This is a genomic window from Corynebacterium lubricantis DSM 45231 (assembly GCF_000379425.1).
GTDB classification, from domain to species: domain Bacteria; phylum Actinomycetota; class Actinomycetes; order Mycobacteriales; family Mycobacteriaceae; genus Corynebacterium; species Corynebacterium lubricantis.
This window is the reverse complement of record NZ_KB902181.1, coordinates 1-20,373: the sequence shown is the minus strand read 5'-3', so window position 1 is coordinate 20,373 and position 20,373 is coordinate 1. Positions and strand designations below refer to the sequence as shown.

Here is a 20,373-nt window from a genome sequence, read left to right as displayed (position 1 = left end):
TCTCACAAGCCAAAGAAGGTCAATGTTCGCTCAGTGGCATCCACCCCACCGGAATCGAGCTCACCACGAGGCCAAAAGTGGCTCAATCCCGATACTCGGAGGTGCTCAATGGGATAGCCTTCGCAATCGCTGTAATCAACAAGGGTGACGGTTTCGCTTTCCCGTTTTTCCTCGCGATCAGTGCTGCAGTTATTCCTCGTCGTGGCGTGGTCCAGGACTTGGCTGACACCGAGATAGGTATACGGGACGCCGTCATTCATGTGGATCCGTCCGCCGTATGCGACGGTGGGGTCCGAGGTGCCGTGGATATTCAGAAAAGGTGTCGGCTCCGCAGCACATTCGCTCACGGTGGTGTCGAAAAACGCACCGCCGACCGTAGCAATCGAATCTATGAGTCCTGGGCGTTGGCAAGAAAGGTACCTTGCGAAGCCACCACCGTTGGAGAATCCAGCAGCGTAAACACGATCCTCCGCTACCGAGTAAGTGGCCTTCACATCTTCATGCACCGCATCCATGAAAAAGAGGTCGCTTCTACCCGAGGGATCGTCCGCGTAATAAGCCGGTGCCCACGCGTTGTTGCTGCCCTCGGGGTAGACAACAATCGCGTCTGCTTCGTGGAAATCAGTATCCTCAGCTATCGTTGCCGCGTTCAAGCCCCAGCCATGAAAGACGTAGATTACGGGCTTGGGGGAATCGCCCTCTGGAACGGAGATCAGATAGGAGCGATGCTCTCCCTCAACATTGAGAGATTGGCGCTGCAAACCACTGGGTACTTGCTGCCCGAAGTTCAGCGCGCCACCGAGAGCCTGGTCGCTGACGGAACCCGGAGTACACGCGCTCGCGACAATCGCACAGGTAAGTGCTGCACTTACTGCACCGACGCGAAGACCCCAGTGGCCCATTTGCTAACGGTTCCGGCCTCGGCGCTCACGCACGCGAACCGCAATACGGACTGGAGTGCCGTGGTAACCAAATTGCTCACGGAACTTGCGCTCCAAATAGCGGCGGTACCCAGCCTCGAGGAAGCCGGTGGTAAACAGCACAATTGTTGGCGGACGAGTCGACGCCATGGTGGCGAACAGCAAGCGAGGAAGTCGGTTGTTGTTCATCGGTGGCGGGTTAGCTGCAATCGCTTCGCGCAGCCAGTTGTTCAACTGCCCGGTCGAAATACGGCGATCCCAGTTGTCGAGCGCCTCGATCATCGCTGGCTCGAGTTTGTGCAGAGCGCGGCCCGATTCGGCAGAGATATTCACCTTGGTTACCCACGGCAACCGGTCAATTTGCTCCTCGAGTTCGCGGTCGAAGAAGTATCGGCGGTCCTCGTCCATGAGATCCCACTTGTTAAAAGCAATCACAAGCGCCTTGCCGGCTTCCAGGACCATCGACAGCACGCGCTGATCCTGTTCGGTGATCTCCTGCGAAGAGTCGATCAAGACAACGCAGACCTCGGCAGCCTCGATGACGTTGCGGGTTCGCAGCGATGCATAGTACTCGTGGCCCTGGGCGGTTTTAACTTTACGACGAAGCCCGGCCGTATCAATGAACTGCCACAGGCGCTCGTCGAGCTGAATCAATTCGTCGACTGGATCCACCGTCGTGCCTGCAACATTGTCTACCACCGAACGGTTCGACTTCGACAGCTTGTTCAGCAGGCTGGACTTGCCGACATTCGGCTTACCCACAAGAGCGACGCGTCGCGGACCGTCGGTGATCGAGTTCGCCGCACGCGGCACCTCTGGGAACTGGCGCAGAACTTCGTCGAGAACGTCGGCGCCACCTCGTCCATGCAGTGCGGACACTGGCCAAGGGTCACCGAGTCCAAGACCGTAGAATTCTGCGACGTCAGCCCACTGGTTGTCGGACTCAAACTTATTGGCCACCAGGATGACTGGTACCTCAGAACGCTGCAGCTCATGTGCCATGGCCGAGTCAGATTCGGTAATGCCAACGTGCGAGTCAACCACGAAGATGATGACGTCAGCGGTCTGCATTGCAGCCTCAGACTGTCGTGCAATGGCTGCGTGGATGCCCTTAGCGTCGGGATCCCAACCGCCGGTGTCTTGGACCCAGAAGCGACGTCCGCCCCAGTCAGAGAGGTAGCTGACGCGGTCGCGGGTCACACCGGGGTGGTCCTCAACGACAGCTTCACGACGACCCAAGAAGCGATTCACCAGGGTCGACTTACCCACATTTGGGCGTCCAACAATAGCGACGGTAGGCAAAGCCTCTTCCACCATGGTTGGGTCGAGGATGCCGAGCTGCTCGTCAACTTCCTGCCATTGTTCCTCAGTGAGGTCGTCAAAGTCAGTGTCTTCATCGAATTCGAAGTCGAACTGATCTTCGTCGAAGTCATCAGCAGCCCAGCCGCCACCAGGGTTTTCGATGATCTCGTCGGTGTAGGCCTGATCGGCGTCTACTTCTTCGCCACCGCCGAAAGCGTAAACGAAACTAGTTTCTTCGTCGGAGTGATTTTGCTTATCAGTCATTTCGCGCTCTTTTCAATCAAGGCGATCAGACGGTCCAATACTTCGTCGATCGGCATAGTGGAAGTATCAATCACCTCTGCGTCATCAGCAGGGCGCAATGGAGAAGTCGCGCGCGAGGAGTCGAGTTCATCGCGTCGCTGGACGTCGGCCAAGACGGTGTCAAAATCGGCTTCACGCCCAGCAGCGATATCTTGGTCAAAGCGACGCTGTGCGCGCACGTCGGCGCTAGCAGTGAGATACGCCTTGGCGGGGGCGTCGTGGAGCACGACTGTGCCAATATCACGGCCCTCAACGATCGCGCGGTGGGCATCGGCTGCGAGCTTGCGCTGCAGAGCCACCAAGTTCTCGCGGACTTCTGGGATCGCGGAAACAGCGGAGACATTCCGCGTGACTTCGGTGCCACGGATCTCGCCAGAGACGTCTTCCCCATCAAGTAAAACTTCGGTGGAATCGGGGTCGTCTGAAACTTCAAGTGGCAAGTTGGCTGTTGCCACAATTACTGCGGCAGTGTCGGCTGGGTCAACGCCAGCACGCAGCACTGCAAGAGTGGCGACGCGGTACATTGCACCGGTGTCGACGTACTTGGCATCAAGGCGCTTTGCCAGTGCCCGGCAGGTCGTCGATTTACCAGTGCCCGATGGACCATCGACGGCAAGGATCAAGCCGTCATTGGGCATGTTCGACAGACTCACATTCCCACCACCTTGTACAAAGAGGTCAGCTCGGACGAGTTCAGCGCACGCATGGTGCCTGGCTTCTGCTCGCCGAGCTGAACGGTGTGGAGCTTGGTGCGTACGAGGCGCTGGACAGGAAAGCCAGCCTCCTTAAGCATGCGACGAACGATATGCTTGCGGCCTTCGTGCAGCTCGAGACGCACGAGGGACTGACCCTGGTGCACGTCGATGATCTGCGCGAAGTCGACCTTGGCTGGCCCGTCGTCGAGCTCAATGCTCTTCTTCAGGTCACGCACAAGGGTGTTCTTGGCTTCGCCGAGCACGGTGGCGAGGTAGGTCTTTGAAACTTCGTACTTCGGGTGCATGAGACGGTTGGAAAGCTCACCGTCGTTGGTGAGCAGCAGCAGGCCTTCCGTGTCAGCGTCGAGGCGACCGACGTGGAAGAGACGCTGGCCGGAGAAGGTCTTCTCCGAAAGGTAGTCGCCCACACATGGTCGGCCCATTTCGTCGCTCATGGTCGTGTGCACGCCGCGAGGCTTGTTGAACACGAAATACTCGTGCTCTTCGTTGACGTTGATGCGGACACCGTCGACGCGGACAACATCCACGTTCGGGTTCACGCGCACGCCTTGCTTGCGCACGATCTGGCCATTTACTTCGACGCGGCCCTTGTCAATCATGACCTCAGCATGTCGCCTGGAAGCGACGCCTGCTTGGGCAAGAACTTTTTGGAGCCGAACGCCTTGGGGTTTATCGTCGTCCCACCAATTGTCTTCGAGTGGGTTTTTCTCGGCATTTTCGCGACGCTGATTGATATCAACGTTCTGGTGACGCGCCGGTTTCGCGTTGGAGAGAAAGAATTCGTCTTCCTTCTTGGGAAGCTTCTTCTCTGGGTCCGGTGTGCCTTCTCGGCGAGCGGGAGGGGTCACTTTACGTGTCCTTAATCTAGTATGCGATTTTCAACGAGGGCCATATTACCATTCCTCGTCGATAGAATCGATATCCGGAAGCAACGGGGCGAGGTCAGGAAGCCGTTCAAGCGAATCAATGCCGAGCAGCTCGAGGAACAATTCGGTGGTCACGTACTTGTGCGCGCCCGTCGATTCGTCGGGGTCTACTTCGCTGATGAGGCCGCGCAGCGTCAGAGTCCGCATCACACCGTCAACATTGACCCCACGCACACCGGCGACTTGGGCGCGCGTTACCGGTTGTCGATAAGCGACGACCGCGAGCGTCTCCATCGCAGCCCGCGACAGCCGAGACTGCGTGCCGTCGAGCAAAAACTTCTCCACGGCTGGCGCATTCTCGGGACGCGTGTATAACCGCCAGCCTTCCTCCGTCTCCCGCAGGTCGATTCCGGATCCCCTCGACGTGAGCTCAGTGGCAATGTCACGCAAATGTTTATCGACGATGGCCTCTTCCACTTCCAACGCCTGTGCCAATGAGGCCACCGTCGTCGGCGAGTCGATGACAAGGAGGATCGACTCGATTTGGCTGCGCAACTGCGGAATCATCTACGCCTCTCCGACTGCTACCGGGTAACCGGAGTCCGGCCGGCCCCAGTCCGACCACGAACCTTCATAGACAACCAAGTCGCTGCGCCCCGCCTGGGTAGCTGCAAAGGCGGTCACGCACGCAGTTACTCCCGAACCGCAGGAAAAAGCGAGGTGATCATCGGGGAAGATCGCATCTAATTCGTCTGGGCTCTTGAAGGTGCCGTCCTCGTTGTACAACGACGAAAATGGGACGTTGCGGGATCCAGGAATGTGGCCTGCCCGCAATCCTGGACGTGGCTCTTCCTCTGCAGCCGTGAAACGGCCATGCGACCGTGCGTCCACTACTGTCCGTGAGGTCGTGGCGACCTCGGGCGCGTCGATAAGCAAATCCCAGCGGGGTGCGGCGCTGATAGTGCCCGTCGAGGTAGGAGTCGAAGGTGCGGTGAGCTCTCCCCCGGCGGCGACCCAGGCGCGTAGTCCGCCGTCGAGGAGTGCGACGTTGCTTAATCCGGCGACGCGGGCAAGCCACCAGACGCGCGCGGCGGTGGCACCATCGGCATCGTAGATGACAACCTGGGTGTCGTCGCTGATGCCATAGGAGGCGAAAACCTGCTGGATAGTGGCCGGAACAGTGTGCGGCAGAGAACTAGCGGGGTCGGAAAAGTCCCCTTCCAGATCCGCAATGAAGGCACCTGGGATCACCTGCTGTGGGATGTTTGGGCCCATGGAGGAATGAAAGACAACCGGATTTTCTAAGCGTCGAAATTCGTCGACCGAGAGCAAGCTATTCATGGTTTCCAAGTGTAGCGGGAGGAATTGTTACCCCCGCGAAATTTTTTTCTTGGCTATGTTTTCCATGGTAAAAGCACCTCACAAGAGTTACACAGGTGTGATTGTGAAGAAATGTTAAGAATCTACTTTTATGGTGAGGACAATCGCAGTAACATGCCGGTATGGCACAGATCACACGAACCGACCGCCTGATCCTCGTCCCTTTGACCGAGGACCAAGCCGCGGAGGCATTTCGCGTCTACTCAGACACCCGCATTTGGGCACACCGGCCGTGGGCAGTCCACACGGATGAGGAAGTGACGCGCAACATTATCAAGCGCACCCATAAGTCGTGGGAGGATTTCGATCTTGGGCCATGGGGCATCTACCTTCGCGAGCGTCCGTCGGAATTTGTCGGCATCGGCGGCGCTGAAGTGGTTGATGGCCAGGTCTGGGACGTGAAATATCGTCTCCGCCCAGACCAGTGGGGCCAAGGCTACGCTACCGAGATCGCCGAGGCGGCCGTGAAGGCAGCGAAGAAGAAGCATCCGGAATTGCCTGTTACAGCGCGCATTACGACGAATCACCCTGCCAGTGGGCGCGTTATTGAAAAGCTTGGGCTGAAATCGGTCTGGGAAGGTCGCCGCGTGGGTACCGAGGATAACCCCGACGAGCCGGACGTCCGCATTTACTCGGATCGAGAGCTGCCAGAGCCAGCAATCTCGATGCTGCGGGATCGTCCTTAAGTCCAGTTAGACGCCGCAACTACCGCTGGGTCCACTTCAAGTCCCGTCCAGGAGACTTCGAGTGGGCCCAGCGCTTCTTCTTGTTCCGTCTCCACTGCGCGCGCTTTATAGAGTTCAAGTAGCGCAAGGAACCTGCCCACGACTTCCATCGAGCGGGTGCAATCGCGAGTCAGCGAAGTAAACGACAGCCACTTGTTTGGGCCAATGACTTTGAGTGTGTCCAAAATCTTGCCCGCTTGCTGTGGCACGGAGACTTCCACCTGGTGGATATGATCGATGCCGACGCGCTCTGCGGCTTTGGGACGAAATACGCTGGCGGCTAGGTGCGCGAAAGTCGAAGGAGTATGCCCCAGGCGCACTGGTGGAAGAAGATCCGCGAAACGTTGCTCAATGGACACTGCCCGCGGATAGCGGCGTGCGGCGTCACGCTGCCACTCCACAAACAGGTCGGCCACCTGTTGGTAGGCCTTGTACTGAAGCAGGCGAGCAAAAAGCAGGTCCCGGGATTCCAGCAGCTCGAGGTCCTCGTCGCTTTCGACGTCGCCGCGCGGGACAAGGCGCGCCGCTTTGAGGTCCAACAGCGTGGCCGCGACGACGAGAAACTCAGTGACTTCGTCGAGGTTGGCCTTCTCCCCGAGCATGCGCGTATAGGCGATAAATTCGTCTGTCACCTCGGCAAGAGCCACTTCAGTGACATCGAGTTTCTTGCCACTGATTAGTTTCAGCAGCAGATCGAACGGACCCTCGAAGTTATTTAAAACGAGGTTGAATCCGGTGATCTCGGGTTGTGTCACTTAAACCGTCCGCTCAATGACCTCGAGGGCTAGGTTCCGGTATTGCTGGGCACCCTGGGAGCTTGGTGCCCAGGTGATGATGGGCTCACCGGCAACAGATGTCTCCGGGAAGCGCACGGTGCGAGTGATGACGGTATCGAATACGCGATCACCGAAGACCTCCACCACGCGGTCCATCACCTCACGTGCGTGGGTGGTGCGGCGATCAAACATGGTGACCAGGATGCCAATGATTTCCAGATCGAAGTTAATGCGATCGCGGACCTTCTCCACCGTATCGGTCAACAGCGCCAGACCACGCAGCGAGAAGTACTCACATTCCATCGGAATGATGACACCGTCAGAGCATGCGAGGGAGTTCACGGTAAGCAGGCCAAGCGATGGCTGGCAGTCGATGATGATGTAGTCGTAGTCACCTCGAACAGGTCGCAGGGCACGCCCCAGCACTTGCTCGCGGCCAACTTCGTTGACCAACTGGATCTCCGCAGCGGAAAGGTCGATGTTCGCCGGCACCAGATCCAACCCGGAGACATTGGTATGGCGGATGGCTCCGTGAATGCTCGCAGTGTTATCCAGCATCAGGTCATAGACCGTTATGGCATCCTCTTCCTGCGTCACACCAAGACCGGCAGACAACGCACCTTGCGGATCTAAGTCAACGAGCAGGACTTTACGCCCCTGCTCTGCCAGGCACGCTCCCAGGTTAATTGAAGAGGTGGTCTTCCCCACGCCACCCTTCTGATTCACCATCGAGATGATGCGTGCCGGACCGTGCTTCTCTAAAGGTGCTGGCTGCGGAAGCTCGCGAACCGGGCGACCAGTCAGCCCCACCGGCGCATCCGGAGCTTCCTTCGCTTCAGAAGCGTCGAACAGTCCGTCTTTGCTCACCGTCATACCTTCTTCCTTGACTCCCGGCTTTTTGGGTCCACGAGCCTTAGCTTACATGCGTGTCATTTCCTATGGTAGCGACACAGCCATGAGCGACCTCAGATTAGCGACGCATTCGCCAAACGAACACGCCACCAAGCACCAACACTAACGCAATGACTCCCCCGGCAATCCACCAGATCGAGGATGATTGCTGCTCGGAGGCCGCCTCGGTATCTTGTGCCATCGATGCTACTGAGCCCTCTTGGTTCCCATCCGACTTCGGCTGCGCTACCGGCGCATTTGATGCCGTGATGATGGCGTAGAACTCGGCAACAGTATCGTCACGAACGACTTCCATGATGAACGGATTGTCCGGTGTCTCACCTGCCGGGTAGGTCAGGGTAATGGAACGCTCGGTCACCTTGATTTCGCGTTCAACGTTCTTGATGATCTGGCCATTAATGTCAAGGTAGCGCAGTTTTCTACCGTCGCGCGAGGCGTTGACCAGCGGCATCACATCGGAGATTTGGTTGATGGACAACTGCACGCGAAGCACGTTGTCTTCGACAACACCGTCCAGGTAAAGCTTTTTGGCTTGACTTGAATCGACGGTGGATGCGGTTTGACGCTCGGGAGTCGCCGGAGCGGGAGCCGGAGCAGGAGCAGGTACCGGCGCAGGTTCAGGCTCGAGACCAGAATCAGGAGCACCAGAATCGCCTTCCGCTACCAACGTGATGGTCGCGGAATAGTCACCAGCGGTAACCGGAACACTAATCTGAGAACCTGGCTCATTCGGCGCTGTCACGGTCACACCTGTTCCGGAGGAGGAAACACTCCAGCCCGCGTCGTTATATGCAACCTCTACGGGAACCCCGAGGTCGACGGTTGTGGTCGTGCCCGCCGGAACCGGAACAGTCGACGGAATAATCGACTGGACCGTCAAAGGATCGAGTCCTTCAGGAATCTGTCCCGAAGCAACAGGGACCGAGAATCCAAGCAATGTTGCGGCAGCAACGCTTGCAACCAGTGAACGAACTCGCACTATAGGCGCCTTTCGGTTTTTGATTAGGCGCGGGGATGCGCCAGGTTCCACCCTTCGCGGAGGTTATCCGCAGTGATATGAGTATAGATCTGCGTCGTGGTCACCGATGAATGCCCTAGCAATTCCTGAATAGTGCGCACGTCGGCTCCCCCTTCGCGCAGATGCGTGGCATATGAGTGCCGCAACGTGTGAGGCGAGATTTCCTTGTCAATGCCGGCGCGCTCCGCAGCGTGCTTGATGATCGTCCAGGCACTCTGTCGAGAAAGCGCACCACCGCGTTTATTCAGAAACAAGGCGTGGGACTTGCCACGCGAAAATACGGGCCGCCCCCGCACCAAATAGGCATCGACGGCGTCGCGTGCATGCGAGCCAATCGGCACGATCCGCTGTTTATCGCCCTTACCGGTAATCACGATGACGCCGTCGTTGTCGGTGACATCGTCGACAAGCAGTGCCAGCGCCTCGGACACGCGCGCGCCCGTGCCATAAAGCAGCTCGAGCAGCGCCTTGTCGCGCAGGCCGATGGGATCCTCGGTGGGGATAGCATCGAGAAGTGAGGTGACCTCCGCGACCGTCAGCGTATCCGGGAGGTGCTGCCCGCTCGACGGCGGCGAGACGTCAGCCGCGACATCGGCGGCGACATTGCCCTCCGACACCGCGAATTTGTGCAGGCCACGTGCCACAACGAGGGCACGGCTTGCCGACGAGCTCGCGAGCGGCTTTGCCCCGTCGACACCGCGGCGCAGGTCTTGCAAATAGGCCTCAACATCCGCGGTGGACACGTCACTGAGATCAGTCTTGCCCGCTCGATCGAGCCAGTCGAGGTAGCGTTCAACGTCTCGTCGATAATTGCTCAGCGTATTTTGCGACAACCCGCGCTCGACGGCGAGGTGATTCAGCCACGTGCCCGCGATGTCGCGGGCGTTCAACGGATCTGCTTCATGTCGGGGACAATGCCTTGCGCTTGACGACGATCCGGCATGGACCTCGGGCGGAACTCAAACGGGGTGTCAATGTCGCGGGTTTCATGGCGTCCAGCCACGACCTCCGCGGCAGTCATGATCCCTGCCAGAGCAATGGAGTTGGCGATCTTGCCCGCCATCACCGCGTTGACCGCCTCGTGAAAAGGAACCCAGGAAAAGTTCATGTCGGCCTCTTCTTCGCTCACCTCGGGGCGCTCCACCTCTCGGAGGTCGCGGGCCAAGAAGATGCGCACGGTCTCCTCGCAGAAACCCGGCGAGGTAACAATATCGGTCAGCAGCGACCAGGAATCGGCGGCGAGCCCGGCTTCTTCGGCAAGCTCGCGCTCCGCGCCCGTGAGCGGCTCTTCGCCAGCGAAGTCGAGGATTCCCGCGGGCAGCTCCCACAGACGCGCTCCCACGGAGTGACGATACTGCTCGACCATAGCGATGCGGTTTTGATCATCGAGCGCGACAACTGCCACCGCGCCGAAGTGCTCCACGATTTCACGCTTGGCCGTGCCACCGCCGGGCATGGTGACGGTGTCGCGGCGCAACGAGATAATCGGTGCGTCCACGAGCAATTCGGAATCGGTCACTTCAAAACTATGGCGAGTCATGTCCTACAATCTACTCCCGGCCACGCTCCACTGCTGCCGCGACGAGGCCGGCAAAAAGAGGGTGCGGACGCGTCGGGCGCGACTTCAACTCTGGGTGCGCCTGCGTGGCCACGAAGTACGGGTGCACCTCGCGCGGGTATTCCACGAACTCGACCAGAGATCCGTCCGGGCTCTTGCCCGAGAAGACCAGGCCGGAACCAGCAGCAATCTGAGACACGTAATCCGGGTTCACCTCGAAACGGTGACGATGGCGCTCAGAGACATCAGTCGCACCGTAGACCGACGCGACTACGGAGCCAGCATCGAGCACTGCCGGGTAGGCGCCCAGGCGCATCGTGCCCCCAAGGTCCGCGGTGCCTGCCACGGCCGCGCGTTGCTCCGCCATGGTGGAGATCACCGGTGTGGAGGTCTCCGAGTCGAACTCCGTGGAGGTCGCCTCCGGCAAACCGGAGCGCTTGGCGGCCTCAATCACCACGCACTGCAAACCCAGACAGATGCCTAGGAAAGGCACCTGGTTTTCGCGCGCGTAGGCAATCGTGGCCAGTTTGCCGTCGATGCCACGCCCACCAAAGCCGCCGGGAACCACAATGGCGTCGAGGTGCGACAGCTGATCAGCGACGTTGTCAGTGGTAATGCCTTCCGTGGTGATCCATTGGATGACAGTCTTTCGTCGATAAGCGAACCCTGCAGCACGGATTGCCTCCGCGACGGACAAGTACGCGTCGTGCAGCTCAACGTACTTGCCCAAAATGCCGACGGTGAGCTCGCCGGAGGGGTGTTCGACGCGGTCGGTGAGGTCGTGCCAGGTAGTCAGGTCGGCTTCGCCGCCGCCAAGATTAAGACGCTTGACGACGAAGTCGTCCAACCCTTCCTCGTGCAGCACGTCAGGGATCTGGTAAATCGAGGACGCATCCGGGCAGGAGACAACGCCGTCGATGTCAACGTCGCAGAAATTCGCGATCTTATCCTTGATAGCAGTGGTAATTGGCTGGTCGCTGCGCAGCACGATCGCATCGGGTTGGATGCCGATGGAGCGCAACTCGGCCACCGAGTGCTGGGTCGGCTTCGTCTTTAGCTCGCCCGAAGGCGCGATGTAGGGCACAAGCGAGCAGTGCAGGAACATGATGCGCTCACGTCCGATGTCGCGGCGCAGCTGGCGGACGGCCTCGAGGAAGGGCTGGGACTCGATATCGCCGACGGTGCCGCCGATCTCGATGAGGGCGACGTCCGCCTGATCGTCAGCCATGGCCAACACGCGTGCCTTGATCTCGTCGGTGATATGCGGGATGACCTGGACGGTTTTGCCCAGGTATCCCCCGCGGCGCTCCTGCGCGATCACACTGGAGTAGACGCGACCGGTGGTGACATTCGCGTTCTGGGTCAGGCTGCGATCCAGGAAGCGCTCGTAGTGGCCGAGGTCCAGGTCGGTTTCCGCGCCGTCGTCGGTGACGAACACTTCCCCGTGTTCGTAGGGGTTCATGGTGCCGGGATCGACATTGAGGTACGGATCCAGCTTTTGCATGGTCACGGTGATCCCGCGCGAGATGAGCAGACGGCCCAACGATGCTGCGGTGAGGCCCTTGCCTAGCGACGATACGACGCCACCGGTGACCACGATAAATTTGGTTTCTGATGTGGTTTCCATCAGGTGCCTCCCGTAAGTAGGAATGGGAAAAACTTACGGACCCTCAGTGTACAACCACTAGCCTATCAATTGACAGTTAAAAACCATCAGAGTGACGCAGCTCACTATTCGGTGGTGGGCATCACGCTATCGGTGTTCTCAGCCACACCATAGGCACCAGCACCACCAGTAAACTGCTCCTGCAGCGCAAGAACTGTGGCTACCTGCGCCCAGGCACGATCAAGCGAATCCACTGTGGATACGTCAGTTGGCCCTTCGGCGCGCAGCTGGCCGATGGCCCCCTCGCCTGCCGCCGCAGACTCGCCGCCCGCAGCAACAACCGCATCACCGCGGGTGCTCAGGGCGGTGGCGAAATCAGCCAACACCGAAGCTGCGTGCTCCGATTCACCGTCGCCGGTGAGCACCACCGCGCCCTGGGCTGGGAGAACAGTGCCATCCTCATAGTCGATAAAGCCCTGCTCACGCAGCGTTTGCAGTACAAGGGCGCGATCGGCCACGCTGGAGAGCGGTTCGCCGGTTTCCGGGTCGTACATCAATGCGGAACCCAACGATTCGCCAGCGTGAATACCCGGCGACAGATTGTCCTCCGACAACTGTGCCCCGGCAGGAAGGGTATTCGAGATCAACGACATCAACTCGTCGGTGGAGTCTTGATCAAAGAACTTCTCCGTCAAGGTGATCTGCCCAGAATTCAGGGCGCCTGCCTGGTCAAGGAGGTCGGTCACCGCATCGACACTCTCGGGCGGCGCGTCAGAGGCTACGAGGACAACCACCGGGCGATCGGTGAGCGTGTCCGCCACCAGCTCCGAGGAGGACCCTGCCACGACTTCGTCGGCGGCCTGCGCCTGAGCTTCAGCGGCTTGGGTGTCTGCCTGATTGTCGGCAGGTTGGGCGGTGGCCTGTTCAGATGCCACTGGTCCGCCGATGTTAAGCGCCGGTGCAATAACCAGCGTGCCCAGCGCTACACCAAGAGCGACACCGAATCCAAGCCCGGTGACTACCCAGCCACCTTGGCCTCGTCGTTTAGCCATTGTGTTGTCCTCCTTCCAGGAAAACCCGAGAAATTAGTTGAACCAGCTCTGCACCGTCAGCGCGATATTGTTCCAGGTATTGATTAGGTTCATTCCGAACGAGTCATCCCCACCCAGGCCTGCGACGAGAATGATCACCGCGATGGCAACCAGTACCGCGAATAGTGCCCAAGCCCAGGCGACGCCGCGACCGGAACTGACGTGATATAGATCCTCGATCACCTGCGAATCAACGATGCGGGCACCGCCCTTCAACCTGGTCAACATCGACGACGGACCAGCATCTTCGTTTCCAGCAAAAATCGCGTCGAGGTCCACCTGGTCGCCGACCGTGACAATCATCTGCGCGTCGTGGAAGACCGCGAGCAACACGGCCAGATCCATCGGCGAGTCCAGCGCCGACGGGAAGGTCATTGCACCGACGCCGAGATCCTGGATGCGCTCCAGTCCCACCGCATGTCCGTCCGGATCGGCGGGCAGGATCACCCGTGCGCCGCCGCGCAAGCTGTCGTTCGAGACGTCATTCGGGTCGCTGACAATATAGTTTGGCTTATAGCCCAGCTCCGCCAGGGTGTCGGTCGCCTGCGCAACGCCGATAATGATTGGATCGTATTCGCGGATGAAGTTGCGCAGGTTAATCACGCTGTCGCGGTGGCCTGCCTCGGGAGAGACAATGAGCACCTTCTTGTCGGCCATCTCGTCGCCAAGATCTGGCACACCGACCCCATCGATGAGTAGCGGGGCCTCCGAGTGGATGAACTCGATGGTGTTACCGAAGTAGGCCTCCATGTGGTCGACCAGGTGCGTCTGGGACTCGCTGAAGTTGCGATCCGCCGATTCCCGGTCAACCACGGTGCCCTTGCCGGCCGGCTTGTTACTGACGTAAATCTCGCCATCGGCGGTGACGGTGCTCTTCTTCCCGCCCCGCAGACTCTCGCGAGCCTCGGTATCGACGTCCTCGATGAGCAAAATCCCGGCGTCGAGCAGCATGTGCGGGCCGAAATTGGGAATCGAGCCCGTGGAGAACTTCGACAGGTTGATCACCGCGGCCGGCTGCGCGTTGACTAGTAATTGGGCTTCCCGGCGAGAGAGGTCGGGCGAATTGATCACAGCAATGTCGCCGACGCCTAAGCGTTTGAAACCTTTTCCTTTGGCTTCTGCCGTGCAATCGCGCAACGTGCCTTGCAGTCCTGGCTGATCGTCGGTGCGGGAGAAGATGCTACTCATGCCCGCTATTGTTGCCGGTGAATCGTCAAAAGTGGCGAAGGCACGCGGGGAATTATTGCCTCATATTTGCGACTTCAACTTGCGCGCGATCGAGCAACTCCTGAGCGTGTGCCCGACCGGTGTCAGTATCGTCGAGACCCGCCATCATGCGCGCCAACTCTTCTACTCGTTCCTCACCGTCAAGCGTGGCCACTCCCGAGGTCACCGAGGTGTCCCCCACATTCTTCGACACATGCAAATGCGTATCCGCATACGCCGCCACCTGCGCCAAGTGCGTCACCACAATGACCTGGTTGTGCGTAGCCAGTCGCGCGAGCCTGCGCCCAATCTCCACCGCTGCGCGTCCACCGACACCTGCGTCGACCTCGTCGAACACCAAAGTCGTGCCCGTCGATGTCGACGACAAAATCACCTCGAGTGCCAGCATCACTCGCGATAGCTCACCGCCCGACGCACTCGAAGCCAGAGGCTTCGCCTCCATCGCATCATTGGGAGCAAGTCGCAGTTCGACGGTATCAGCACCGTCACGGCTGTATTTTTGCTTATCGACGACCACCTCTAACCTGGCTTTCGGCATTGCCAGACCGTGCAACTCCTTGGTCACAGCGGCCGCCAGAGACTTTGCAGCCTTCTTCCTCGCCTTGGTCAGCGTCGCGGCCTTGGCCACCATGTCTTTCTCTGCGGCCGCCGCCTGCTTCTTTAGTTCCTCCAAGGCCTCCGAGGAGGTATGAATTTTCGCCAGCCGTTGCTCAGCTTTATCCCGAAACTCCACGACACCGGCCGCGTCCGAGGCGTATTTCTTTGTCAACGACTTCAAGTCCTGCTGACGCTGCAGCAGCGACTCCAGCCCGGCCGGGTCGCTTGGTAAATCCGAGAGGTAACTGCCCAAATCACCCGCGACTTCTGCCAGAATGCTCGAGGCCTCAGACACACGCTCGCCGAGCTCTTGCAGCTCCTTGTCGCTGGATTGGGTCAGCGCGCTTTCGGCGGCACCCACCAGCGAGGAGGCAGCTTGTTCGTCTCCGTAATCGTCGTTGCCATCGATCGACCCGAGGGCGGTTTGTGCGGCTTCGCGCAGAGCGTCGACGTCCTGGAGCCTGCGGATGTCCGCCAAGAGCAGTTCATCCTCGCCTGCTTCGGGCTTCACCGCGTCGATTTCATCGATGGCGAACTGCAGCCGGTCGACCTCTTGGGCTAATTCTCGACGCTTCTCCGTACGCTCCTTTAAGTCCCTCGCCAGCTCTCGCCACTGGAGAAAGCTTTCGCGATATGTTGCTTTCAGCCCGCCGAGTGAAGGGTCAAAACGATCTAAGGCGGCCAGTTGCTCCTCGGGTGCGAGCAGGCGCAGTTGGTCATTTTGCCCGTGGATGGTGAGCAATCGGGAGGAAAATTCCGCCATCGTCGCTGCCGGCACGCTACGACCTGCTAGATGCGCGCGCGAGCGACCCGAGGACTTGACCGATCGAGACACCAAGTACTCGCCGTTTTCGTCCGGGCTTCCGCCTGCCTCATCCACGATCTTGCGGACTTCGGCCTGGTCGGCTTCCGGCAACTTCTGCGTGCTAAACGAGCCATCGACGACGGCCTGATCTGCCCCTGTACGCACACGCGACGCGTCAGCGCGCCCGCCCGTGAGCAGGCGGAGCCCGGTAACAACCATGGTCTTACCCGCGCCGGTTTCACCAGTGAGCACGGTCAGGCCTTCGTGGAGTTCCGCAGAGGCCTTGGGAATCACGCCGAGGTTCTCAATGGAAATATCTACAAGCACGCTTCGAGCCTACTTTGGCGTTGCGGGTCCGCGCCAACCCGAAACTGGGAGGCGGAACTTTTGTACGAGGCGGTCGGTGAAGGTTGAATCGTCGAGACGCACCCACTTCACGGCGCGCTTGCCGCGCACGACTTCCGTCCGGGAGCCCGGCGGCATGGCGATGGGGCGGAAACCGTCCATGACGACCATGGCCGGCGAGGTGGTTGGACGAGATTCCACCGCTACCATCGAATTCGGGGACACTACCAGAGGTTTTGCAAACAAGGTGTGCGCATTATTCGGCACCACCAGGATCGCGTCGAGGGAAGGCCACATCACGGGCCCGCCCGCGGAAAAGGCGTAGGCGGTAGAACCCGTAGGTGTAGAGATGAGTACACCATCGCAACCGAAGGAGGACACCGGACGCTCGTCGACCTCGAGGATGGCATCGAGGACGCCCCGGCGGTTTAAGTTTTCGACGCTGACCTCGTTGAGTGCCCAGCCGGTGTCAATGATGTTTCCTTCATCGTCGAAGACCGTACTGTCGATAGTCATGCGCTCTTCGACGCGGTACGTCTTGTCAATGACACGGCCGATGGCGAGGTCAAGGCTCTCTGCCTCACCCTCTGCCAAAAAGCCGACATGTCCGAGATTGATACCCAGTACTGGAATGTCTTGAGCATGCGCAAGGTCAGCAGCGCGCAGGAATGTGCCATCGCCGCCGAGGACGAGGACGAGCTCACAGCCTTTGGCTGCCTCGGCGGTGTGTGGGACTGTTTCCAAACTGGCCAACGAAGGATGCTCGACGACCGGGCGCATGTCGTTTTGCTCCAAGATCCGCAGACTGATTCCTGCCCCGGTGATCAGCTCCGCCGCCCGCGCGGCTGCGGCGATATTGCCTGAGCGCGTGGTGTGCGGAACGAGAAGAATTTCGCGTTTCTTCTGAGCACCTCGAGCTTGAGGTTGTTCAGTCATGAGATTACGGACCTTCCTCCACTGCTGTGGCGATCATGTGCACTAACTCGTCATCCGACGGCCCCGACTGGCCGCCATCTTTCACAAGCCATAGGAAATATTCTACGTTGCCGCTGGGCCCTGGGAGCGGAGAGGCGACAACCGCCTTGCAACTCAGGCCCAAAGTGAGCGCGAACGCGGCGATATCGTGAGTAACTTCGGCTCGCAGTTCATCCGAGCGGACGACACCACCGTGACCGAGTCGCTCCTTGCCCACTTCGAATTGAGGCTTCACCATCGGCAGCAAATCTGCACCATCGGTCATGCATGCTGCGATTGCGGGAAGGACGAGCTTGAGAGAGATGAAGGAAAGGTCCCCGACCATCAGGTCAGCGGGCCCGCCCATCATGTCGGGGGTCAGATGGCGAATATTTGTCCGATCAAGCACCACTACCCGATCGTCATTCTGCAGCCGCCAAATCAATTGGCCATAACCGACATCAACGGCGACGACTTCTTTTACTCCGCGAGTTAACAGCACATCGGTGAAGCTACCTGTAGACGCACCTGCATCCAGGGCGCGACGGTCCTCGAGCTGCAACCCATGAGGCACGAAGGCATCTAGGGCGCCGATCAGCTTATGAGCACCTCGCGATGCCCACTCGTCGTCCGAGCTCGCAGCAACTTTGATAGACACGTCGGGTTCCACGACGGTGGCAGGTTTCGTAGCAACAAACCCACCAACCGAGACTTTCCCTGACTTAATCCACTCCACGGCTTGTTCCCGTGATCGTGCGATTTTGCGTCGAACTAGCTCGGCGTCTAAGCGACGACGTCCTGGGGCCACAGCGCGGTCCTTCCTCTTAGTAGCTGATCATCTTTCCTGGAGCGCTTCATTCAGCAGCGTATGCGCTTGGCCGAGGACCTCAGCCTCGTCGGCAAGCGAATGCGTTGGCTGAGCCAGGATCTCCTCGAATTGAGCCGTGAGCTGATCCGGTGAAATACCGGTGGCACGCGGATCATGCGGTTTGGGTGCCGACATTGTCACCACCACTGAGCGGTTGCGGCCTCGGCTTGCGCCGACATGGGGCGAATGAACTCAGGTGGCTCATTCATCGCCCAAGCCACGTTGAGAACGGTACGCAGGGCCTGCACGCTGGTAGCCCCTTCGTCGCCGGCAAGCAGCAAGATGTCATTACCGTCTACACGTGCGGTAAAGCCGCCTTGAGGTCCTGGAACCAGGTTCGCACCGAACTCCGACAACGCGCGCAAGTCTTCGCCGATATAGGTCGGACGTTGCTCCGCAGGTGCCTCGATGAGCTCGAGTGGGCCGGAAACGCCAGTCAGGACATGCAAGACATCCATCTTTGCGGCAACGCCACCAGCAATATCGGTGTTGAGGCGATCGCCCACGACAAGAGGACGTTGAGACTGCAAACCAGATGCAGCCTGATGGAACATCGTCGGGCCAGGCTTGCCCGCAGACGCTGGAGTAACTCCAGTAGCAGAGGTGACAGCTGCGACCATCGAGCCGTTACCGACGTGCAGTCCACGCTCCATTGGCAACGTCGTGTCAAGGTTTGTGGCGAGGTACGTCGCGCCACCGCGAATGGCAAGGGCAGCCTCCGAAAGTTGGTGCCAGCCAGTTTCCGTGAAGTGACCGTGCAGCACGACCTTAGGATTCTCATCTGCTGAGTCGACGACGCGATAGCCAGCCGAGGTGACGAGATCCTTAAAGGAAGGTGCGCCCACAACATAGACAGGGTCACCCGGCTCCAAAACGCTTTCTGCCAGGGTGATGGCGGCCTGTGCCGAAGTCAGAACGTCCGTAGCAGCAACATCCAATCCGATGCCGTTGAGTTTGTCTGCCACCTCCTGGGGACCCCGGGAGGCATTGTTGGTGACGTAGACAGACGGCAGGCCCGCTTGTTTGATTGAGTCAACGGCCCAGTCGATTGCAGCACCTCCAGCCCAGACCGTTCCATCAAGATCAAGGAGCAGCGAATCATACTGTTGAGAAAGCGTCATAAGTAAGACTTTAGCCTAGCTCTTCGACGCGCAAAGCAGCGTCCGTGGATTCATCAGTATCGATGTCAACGACGTGTTCAAACCACTGTTTTGCTTCATCCTTACGGCCCACTTCCAATAACGCGTCGGCATAGGCATAAGACAGACGCACCTGACTCAAACCGGAAGAATCCAGGGACGGGTTAAGCTTTTGAAGAGTCGCAACGGCTGCGTCGTTCTGACCAAGGTCACGGCGTGCGCCGGCAGCGACGATCCCGAGCTCAATCTTCGATTCGGCGTCAAGCTCGCGGACATCCGGGCTCTTGGACAGCTCGATAGCCTTCTCTGGGCGTCCTAAGCCTCGCTCACAATCAGCCATGACGGCGAGCAGTCCGGGGCCTCCCGACATACGTCGTGCTGCGCGCAGCTCTGCTAGGGCTTCTTTCCACTCACCTGCGTGGTAGGCAGCGATACCGTTGACTTCGCGGACCACACCGACACGACCTGCACGGTTCTTGGCCGCACGGGCGTGTCGCAGAGCAAGCTGTGGATCATCAGCCATCAAAGAGGCAGACATGATCATGTGCTTCGCCACGCGATCGGCGTTGTCTTTGGAGAGAGGGCGCAGATCCTGCAGGACCATTGGGTCTAGGTCCTTGATGTCTACGTCGCCTGGAAGGTCTGGCTCGGAGAGCTTTTGTGCCATCCGGTCTTCGCGGAAACCGTGACGCTGCGGGTTGGAGCGGTCGTGGCGGATCTTGCCGTCTTCACGACGGCGTTCGGAACTCCGGCTGTCTGAGCGGCGACCCTCGGAGCCGCGTACTTCGTATTTACGTCCTGAGGAGTTGAGGTCGTTGGAGCGACGATCATTTGGGCGTGAGTTTCGACGGTCCGGGCGATCCTCGCCTCGGTTACCTCGTCGATCGTTTCCACGATTCCTATCGTCGCTCATCTCAGGGACCTTCCTTTTTGGTTTATTGGTGAAGCTCTTCACCATTATAGGAATGCGAAAAGGAGTGTGGTTGTAAGGAGTTCGTATTGATACGACTCAACTCACAACCACACTCCTGTTTCACTGTTAAATTATTTGGTCGGCGGTAACTTACTCTCCCACATCCTCCCGGATGCAGTACCATCAGCGCGGGCGGGCTTAGCTTCCGGGTTCGGAATGGGACCGGGCGTTTCCCCGCCGCCATCAACCACCGACACACCTATTGGGGTGTATCAGCACTGTTACTAGGCGACTAGTAGACATGATACATATTCACTTAACACACAAACCACCACCATGTTAGGGGTGTGTT

General features: G+C 59.2%; 21 protein-coding genes and 1 rRNA gene. 1 reads left to right on the top strand and 21 read right to left on the bottom strand.

What is annotated here, in order from left to right; translation table 11 throughout:
- Positions 1–2: 2 nt before the first annotated feature.
- The 6 genes from A37O_RS14325 to A37O_RS0100085 are packed head-to-tail and all read right to left on the bottom strand — an operon-like array spanning position 3 to position 5,448.
- Positions 3–902, bottom strand: a complete 900-nt coding sequence (locus tag A37O_RS14325; protein WP_018295453.1) for a CE1 family esterase — start codon at positions 900–902, stop codon at positions 3–5.
- A 3-nt stretch (positions 903–905) separates the two neighbouring features.
- Positions 906–2,486, bottom strand: coding sequence for a ribosome biogenesis GTPase Der (gene der, locus A37O_RS0100105; protein ID WP_018295452.1), 1,581 nt, complete (start codon positions 2,484–2,486; stop codon positions 906–908).
- Positions 2,483–3,178, bottom strand: a complete 696-nt coding sequence (gene cmk / locus A37O_RS0100100) for a (d)CMP kinase (RefSeq protein ID WP_018295451.1) — start codon at positions 3,176–3,178, stop codon at positions 2,483–2,485. Before cmk ends, der begins: the two co-directional genes overlap by 4 nt.
- Entirely contained in the window at positions 3,175–4,089 is a 915-nt protein-coding gene (locus tag A37O_RS0100095) for a pseudouridine synthase (protein WP_018295450.1), read from the bottom strand. The genes cmk and A37O_RS0100095 overlap by 4 nt, the downstream gene beginning before the upstream one ends.
- Before the next feature lie 45 nt (positions 4,090–4,134).
- On the bottom strand, positions 4,135–4,674 hold the full coding sequence (gene scpB / locus A37O_RS0100090; protein WP_018295449.1) for an SMC-Scp complex subunit ScpB: 540 nt from the start codon (positions 4,672–4,674) through the stop codon (positions 4,135–4,137).
- Positions 4,675–5,448 carry a sulfurtransferase gene (locus tag A37O_RS0100085; RefSeq protein WP_018295448.1) on the bottom strand — a complete coding sequence of 258 codons (774 nt, stop codon included), beginning with the start codon at positions 5,446–5,448 and terminating at the stop codon, positions 4,675–4,677.
- A gap of 161 nt (positions 5,449–5,609) precedes the next feature.
- Between A37O_RS0100085 and A37O_RS0100080 the strand changes: the two genes are divergently transcribed.
- Positions 5,610–6,173: a GNAT family N-acetyltransferase gene (locus tag A37O_RS0100080; RefSeq protein ID WP_018295447.1), complete on the top strand. Its 564-nt coding sequence runs from the start codon at positions 5,610–5,612 to the stop codon at positions 6,171–6,173.
- On the opposite strand, the gene A37O_RS0100075 is transcribed toward A37O_RS0100080, so the two are convergent.
- From A37O_RS0100075 to rrf, 15 genes are all read right to left on the bottom strand, one after another.
- Positions 6,170–6,967, bottom strand: a complete 798-nt coding sequence (locus A37O_RS0100075; protein ID WP_018295446.1) for a segregation and condensation protein A — start codon at positions 6,965–6,967, stop codon at positions 6,170–6,172. The genes A37O_RS0100080 and A37O_RS0100075 overlap by 4 nt on opposite strands.
- Complete coding sequence (locus tag A37O_RS0100070; protein WP_026195988.1) at positions 6,968–7,855, bottom strand: ParA family protein; 888 nt, start codon at positions 7,853–7,855, stop codon at positions 6,968–6,970. It abuts the gene before it with no gap.
- A gap of 103 nt (positions 7,856–7,958) precedes the next feature.
- Positions 7,959–8,879 carry a hypothetical protein gene (locus A37O_RS0100065; protein WP_018295444.1) on the bottom strand — a complete coding sequence of 307 codons (921 nt, stop codon included), beginning with the start codon at positions 8,877–8,879 and terminating at the stop codon, positions 7,959–7,961.
- Positions 8,880–8,902: 23 nt separating this feature from the next.
- The gene (gene xerD, locus A37O_RS0100060) at positions 8,903–9,808 is read right to left on the bottom strand and encodes a site-specific tyrosine recombinase XerD (RefSeq protein ID WP_018295443.1); all 906 of its coding nucleotides are present in this window, start codon (positions 9,806–9,808) and stop codon (positions 8,903–8,905) included.
- The gene (locus A37O_RS0100055; protein WP_018295442.1) at positions 9,805–10,458 is read right to left on the bottom strand and encodes an NUDIX domain-containing protein; all 654 of its coding nucleotides are present in this window, start codon (positions 10,456–10,458) and stop codon (positions 9,805–9,807) included. Before A37O_RS0100055 ends, xerD begins: the two co-directional genes overlap by 4 nt.
- 10 nt (positions 10,459–10,468) lie before the next feature.
- On the bottom strand, positions 10,469–12,103 hold the full coding sequence (locus tag A37O_RS0100050; RefSeq protein ID WP_018295441.1) for a CTP synthase: 1,635 nt from the start codon (positions 12,101–12,103) through the stop codon (positions 10,469–10,471).
- Between the two features lie 104 nt (positions 12,104–12,207).
- Positions 12,208–13,134: a copper transporter gene (locus A37O_RS0100045; protein ID WP_018295440.1), complete on the bottom strand. Its 927-nt coding sequence runs from the start codon at positions 13,132–13,134 to the stop codon at positions 12,208–12,210.
- A 33-nt stretch (positions 13,135–13,167) separates the two neighbouring features.
- Positions 13,168–14,361 carry a putative cytokinetic ring protein SteA gene (gene steA, locus A37O_RS0100040; RefSeq protein ID WP_018295439.1) on the bottom strand — a complete coding sequence of 398 codons (1,194 nt, stop codon included), beginning with the start codon at positions 14,359–14,361 and terminating at the stop codon, positions 13,168–13,170.
- A 52-nt stretch (positions 14,362–14,413) separates the two neighbouring features.
- On the bottom strand, positions 14,414–16,129 hold the full coding sequence (gene recN / locus A37O_RS0100035; protein WP_018295438.1) for a DNA repair protein RecN: 1,716 nt from the start codon (positions 16,127–16,129) through the stop codon (positions 14,414–14,416).
- Between the two features lie 9 nt (positions 16,130–16,138).
- On the bottom strand, positions 16,139–17,083 hold the full coding sequence (locus A37O_RS0100030) for an NAD kinase (protein WP_018295437.1): 945 nt from the start codon (positions 17,081–17,083) through the stop codon (positions 16,139–16,141).
- 4 nt (positions 17,084–17,087) lie between these two features.
- Positions 17,088–17,909: a TlyA family RNA methyltransferase gene (locus A37O_RS0100025; protein ID WP_026195985.1), complete on the bottom strand. Its 822-nt coding sequence runs from the start codon at positions 17,907–17,909 to the stop codon at positions 17,088–17,090.
- 27 nt (positions 17,910–17,936) lie between these two features.
- Positions 17,937–18,104: a hypothetical protein gene (locus A37O_RS16615; protein ID WP_018295435.1), complete on the bottom strand. Its 168-nt coding sequence runs from the start codon at positions 18,102–18,104 to the stop codon at positions 17,937–17,939.
- Between the two features lie 2 nt (positions 18,105–18,106).
- A complete protein-coding gene (locus A37O_RS0100015) occupies positions 18,107–19,090 on the bottom strand; it encodes an HAD hydrolase-like protein (protein WP_018295434.1) in 984 nt (327 codons plus the stop codon).
- A 10-nt stretch (positions 19,091–19,100) separates the two neighbouring features.
- A complete protein-coding gene (locus A37O_RS0100010; protein ID WP_018295433.1) occupies positions 19,101–20,021 on the bottom strand; it encodes a tetratricopeptide repeat protein in 921 nt (306 codons plus the stop codon).
- Positions 20,022–20,158: 137 nt separating this feature from the next.
- Positions 20,159–20,276: ribosomal RNA gene (gene rrf / locus A37O_RS0100005) — 5S ribosomal RNA — on the bottom strand.
- Between the last annotated feature and the right edge of the window lie 97 nt (positions 20,277–20,373).

Bases quoted from the DNA above. Each gene is read 5' to 3' on its own strand.
- A37O_RS14325 (WP_018295453.1), bottom strand. From the start codon at position 902: ATGGGCCACTGGGGTCTTCGCGTCGGTGCAGTAAGTGCAGCACTTACC.
- der (WP_018295452.1), bottom strand. From the start codon at position 2,486: ATGACTGATAAGCAAAATCACTCCGACGAAGAAACTAGTTTCGTTTAC.
- scpB (WP_018295449.1), bottom strand. From the start codon at position 4,674: ATGATTCCGCAGTTGCGCAGCCAAATCGAGTCGATCCTCCTTGTCATC.
- A37O_RS0100085 (WP_018295448.1), bottom strand. From the start codon at position 5,448: ATGAATAGCTTGCTCTCGGTCGACGAATTTCGACGCTTAGAAAATCCG.
- A37O_RS0100080 (WP_018295447.1), top strand. From the start codon at position 5,610: ATGGCACAGATCACACGAACCGACCGCCTGATCCTCGTCCCTTTGACC.
- A37O_RS0100055 (WP_018295442.1), bottom strand. From the start codon at position 10,458: ATGACTCGCCATAGTTTTGAAGTGACCGATTCCGAATTGCTCGTGGAC.
- A37O_RS0100050 (WP_018295441.1), bottom strand. From the start codon at position 12,103: ATGGAAACCACATCAGAAACCAAATTTATCGTGGTCACCGGTGGCGTC.
- A37O_RS0100045 (WP_018295440.1), bottom strand. From the start codon at position 13,134: ATGGCTAAACGACGAGGCCAAGGTGGCTGGGTAGTCACCGGGCTTGGA.
- steA (WP_018295439.1), bottom strand. From the start codon at position 14,361: ATGAGTAGCATCTTCTCCCGCACCGACGATCAGCCAGGACTGCAAGGC.
- A37O_RS0100030 (WP_018295437.1), bottom strand. From the start codon at position 17,083: ATGACTGAACAACCTCAAGCTCGAGGTGCTCAGAAGAAACGCGAAATT.
- A37O_RS16615 (WP_018295435.1), bottom strand. From the start codon at position 18,104: ATGTCGGCACCCAAACCGCATGATCCGCGTGCCACCGGTATTTCACCG.
- A37O_RS0100015 (WP_018295434.1), bottom strand. From the start codon at position 19,090: ATGACGCTTTCTCAACAGTATGATTCGCTGCTCCTTGATCTTGATGGA.
- A37O_RS0100010 (WP_018295433.1), bottom strand. From the start codon at position 20,021: ATGAGCGACGATAGGAATCGTGGAAACGATCGACGAGGTAACCGAGGC.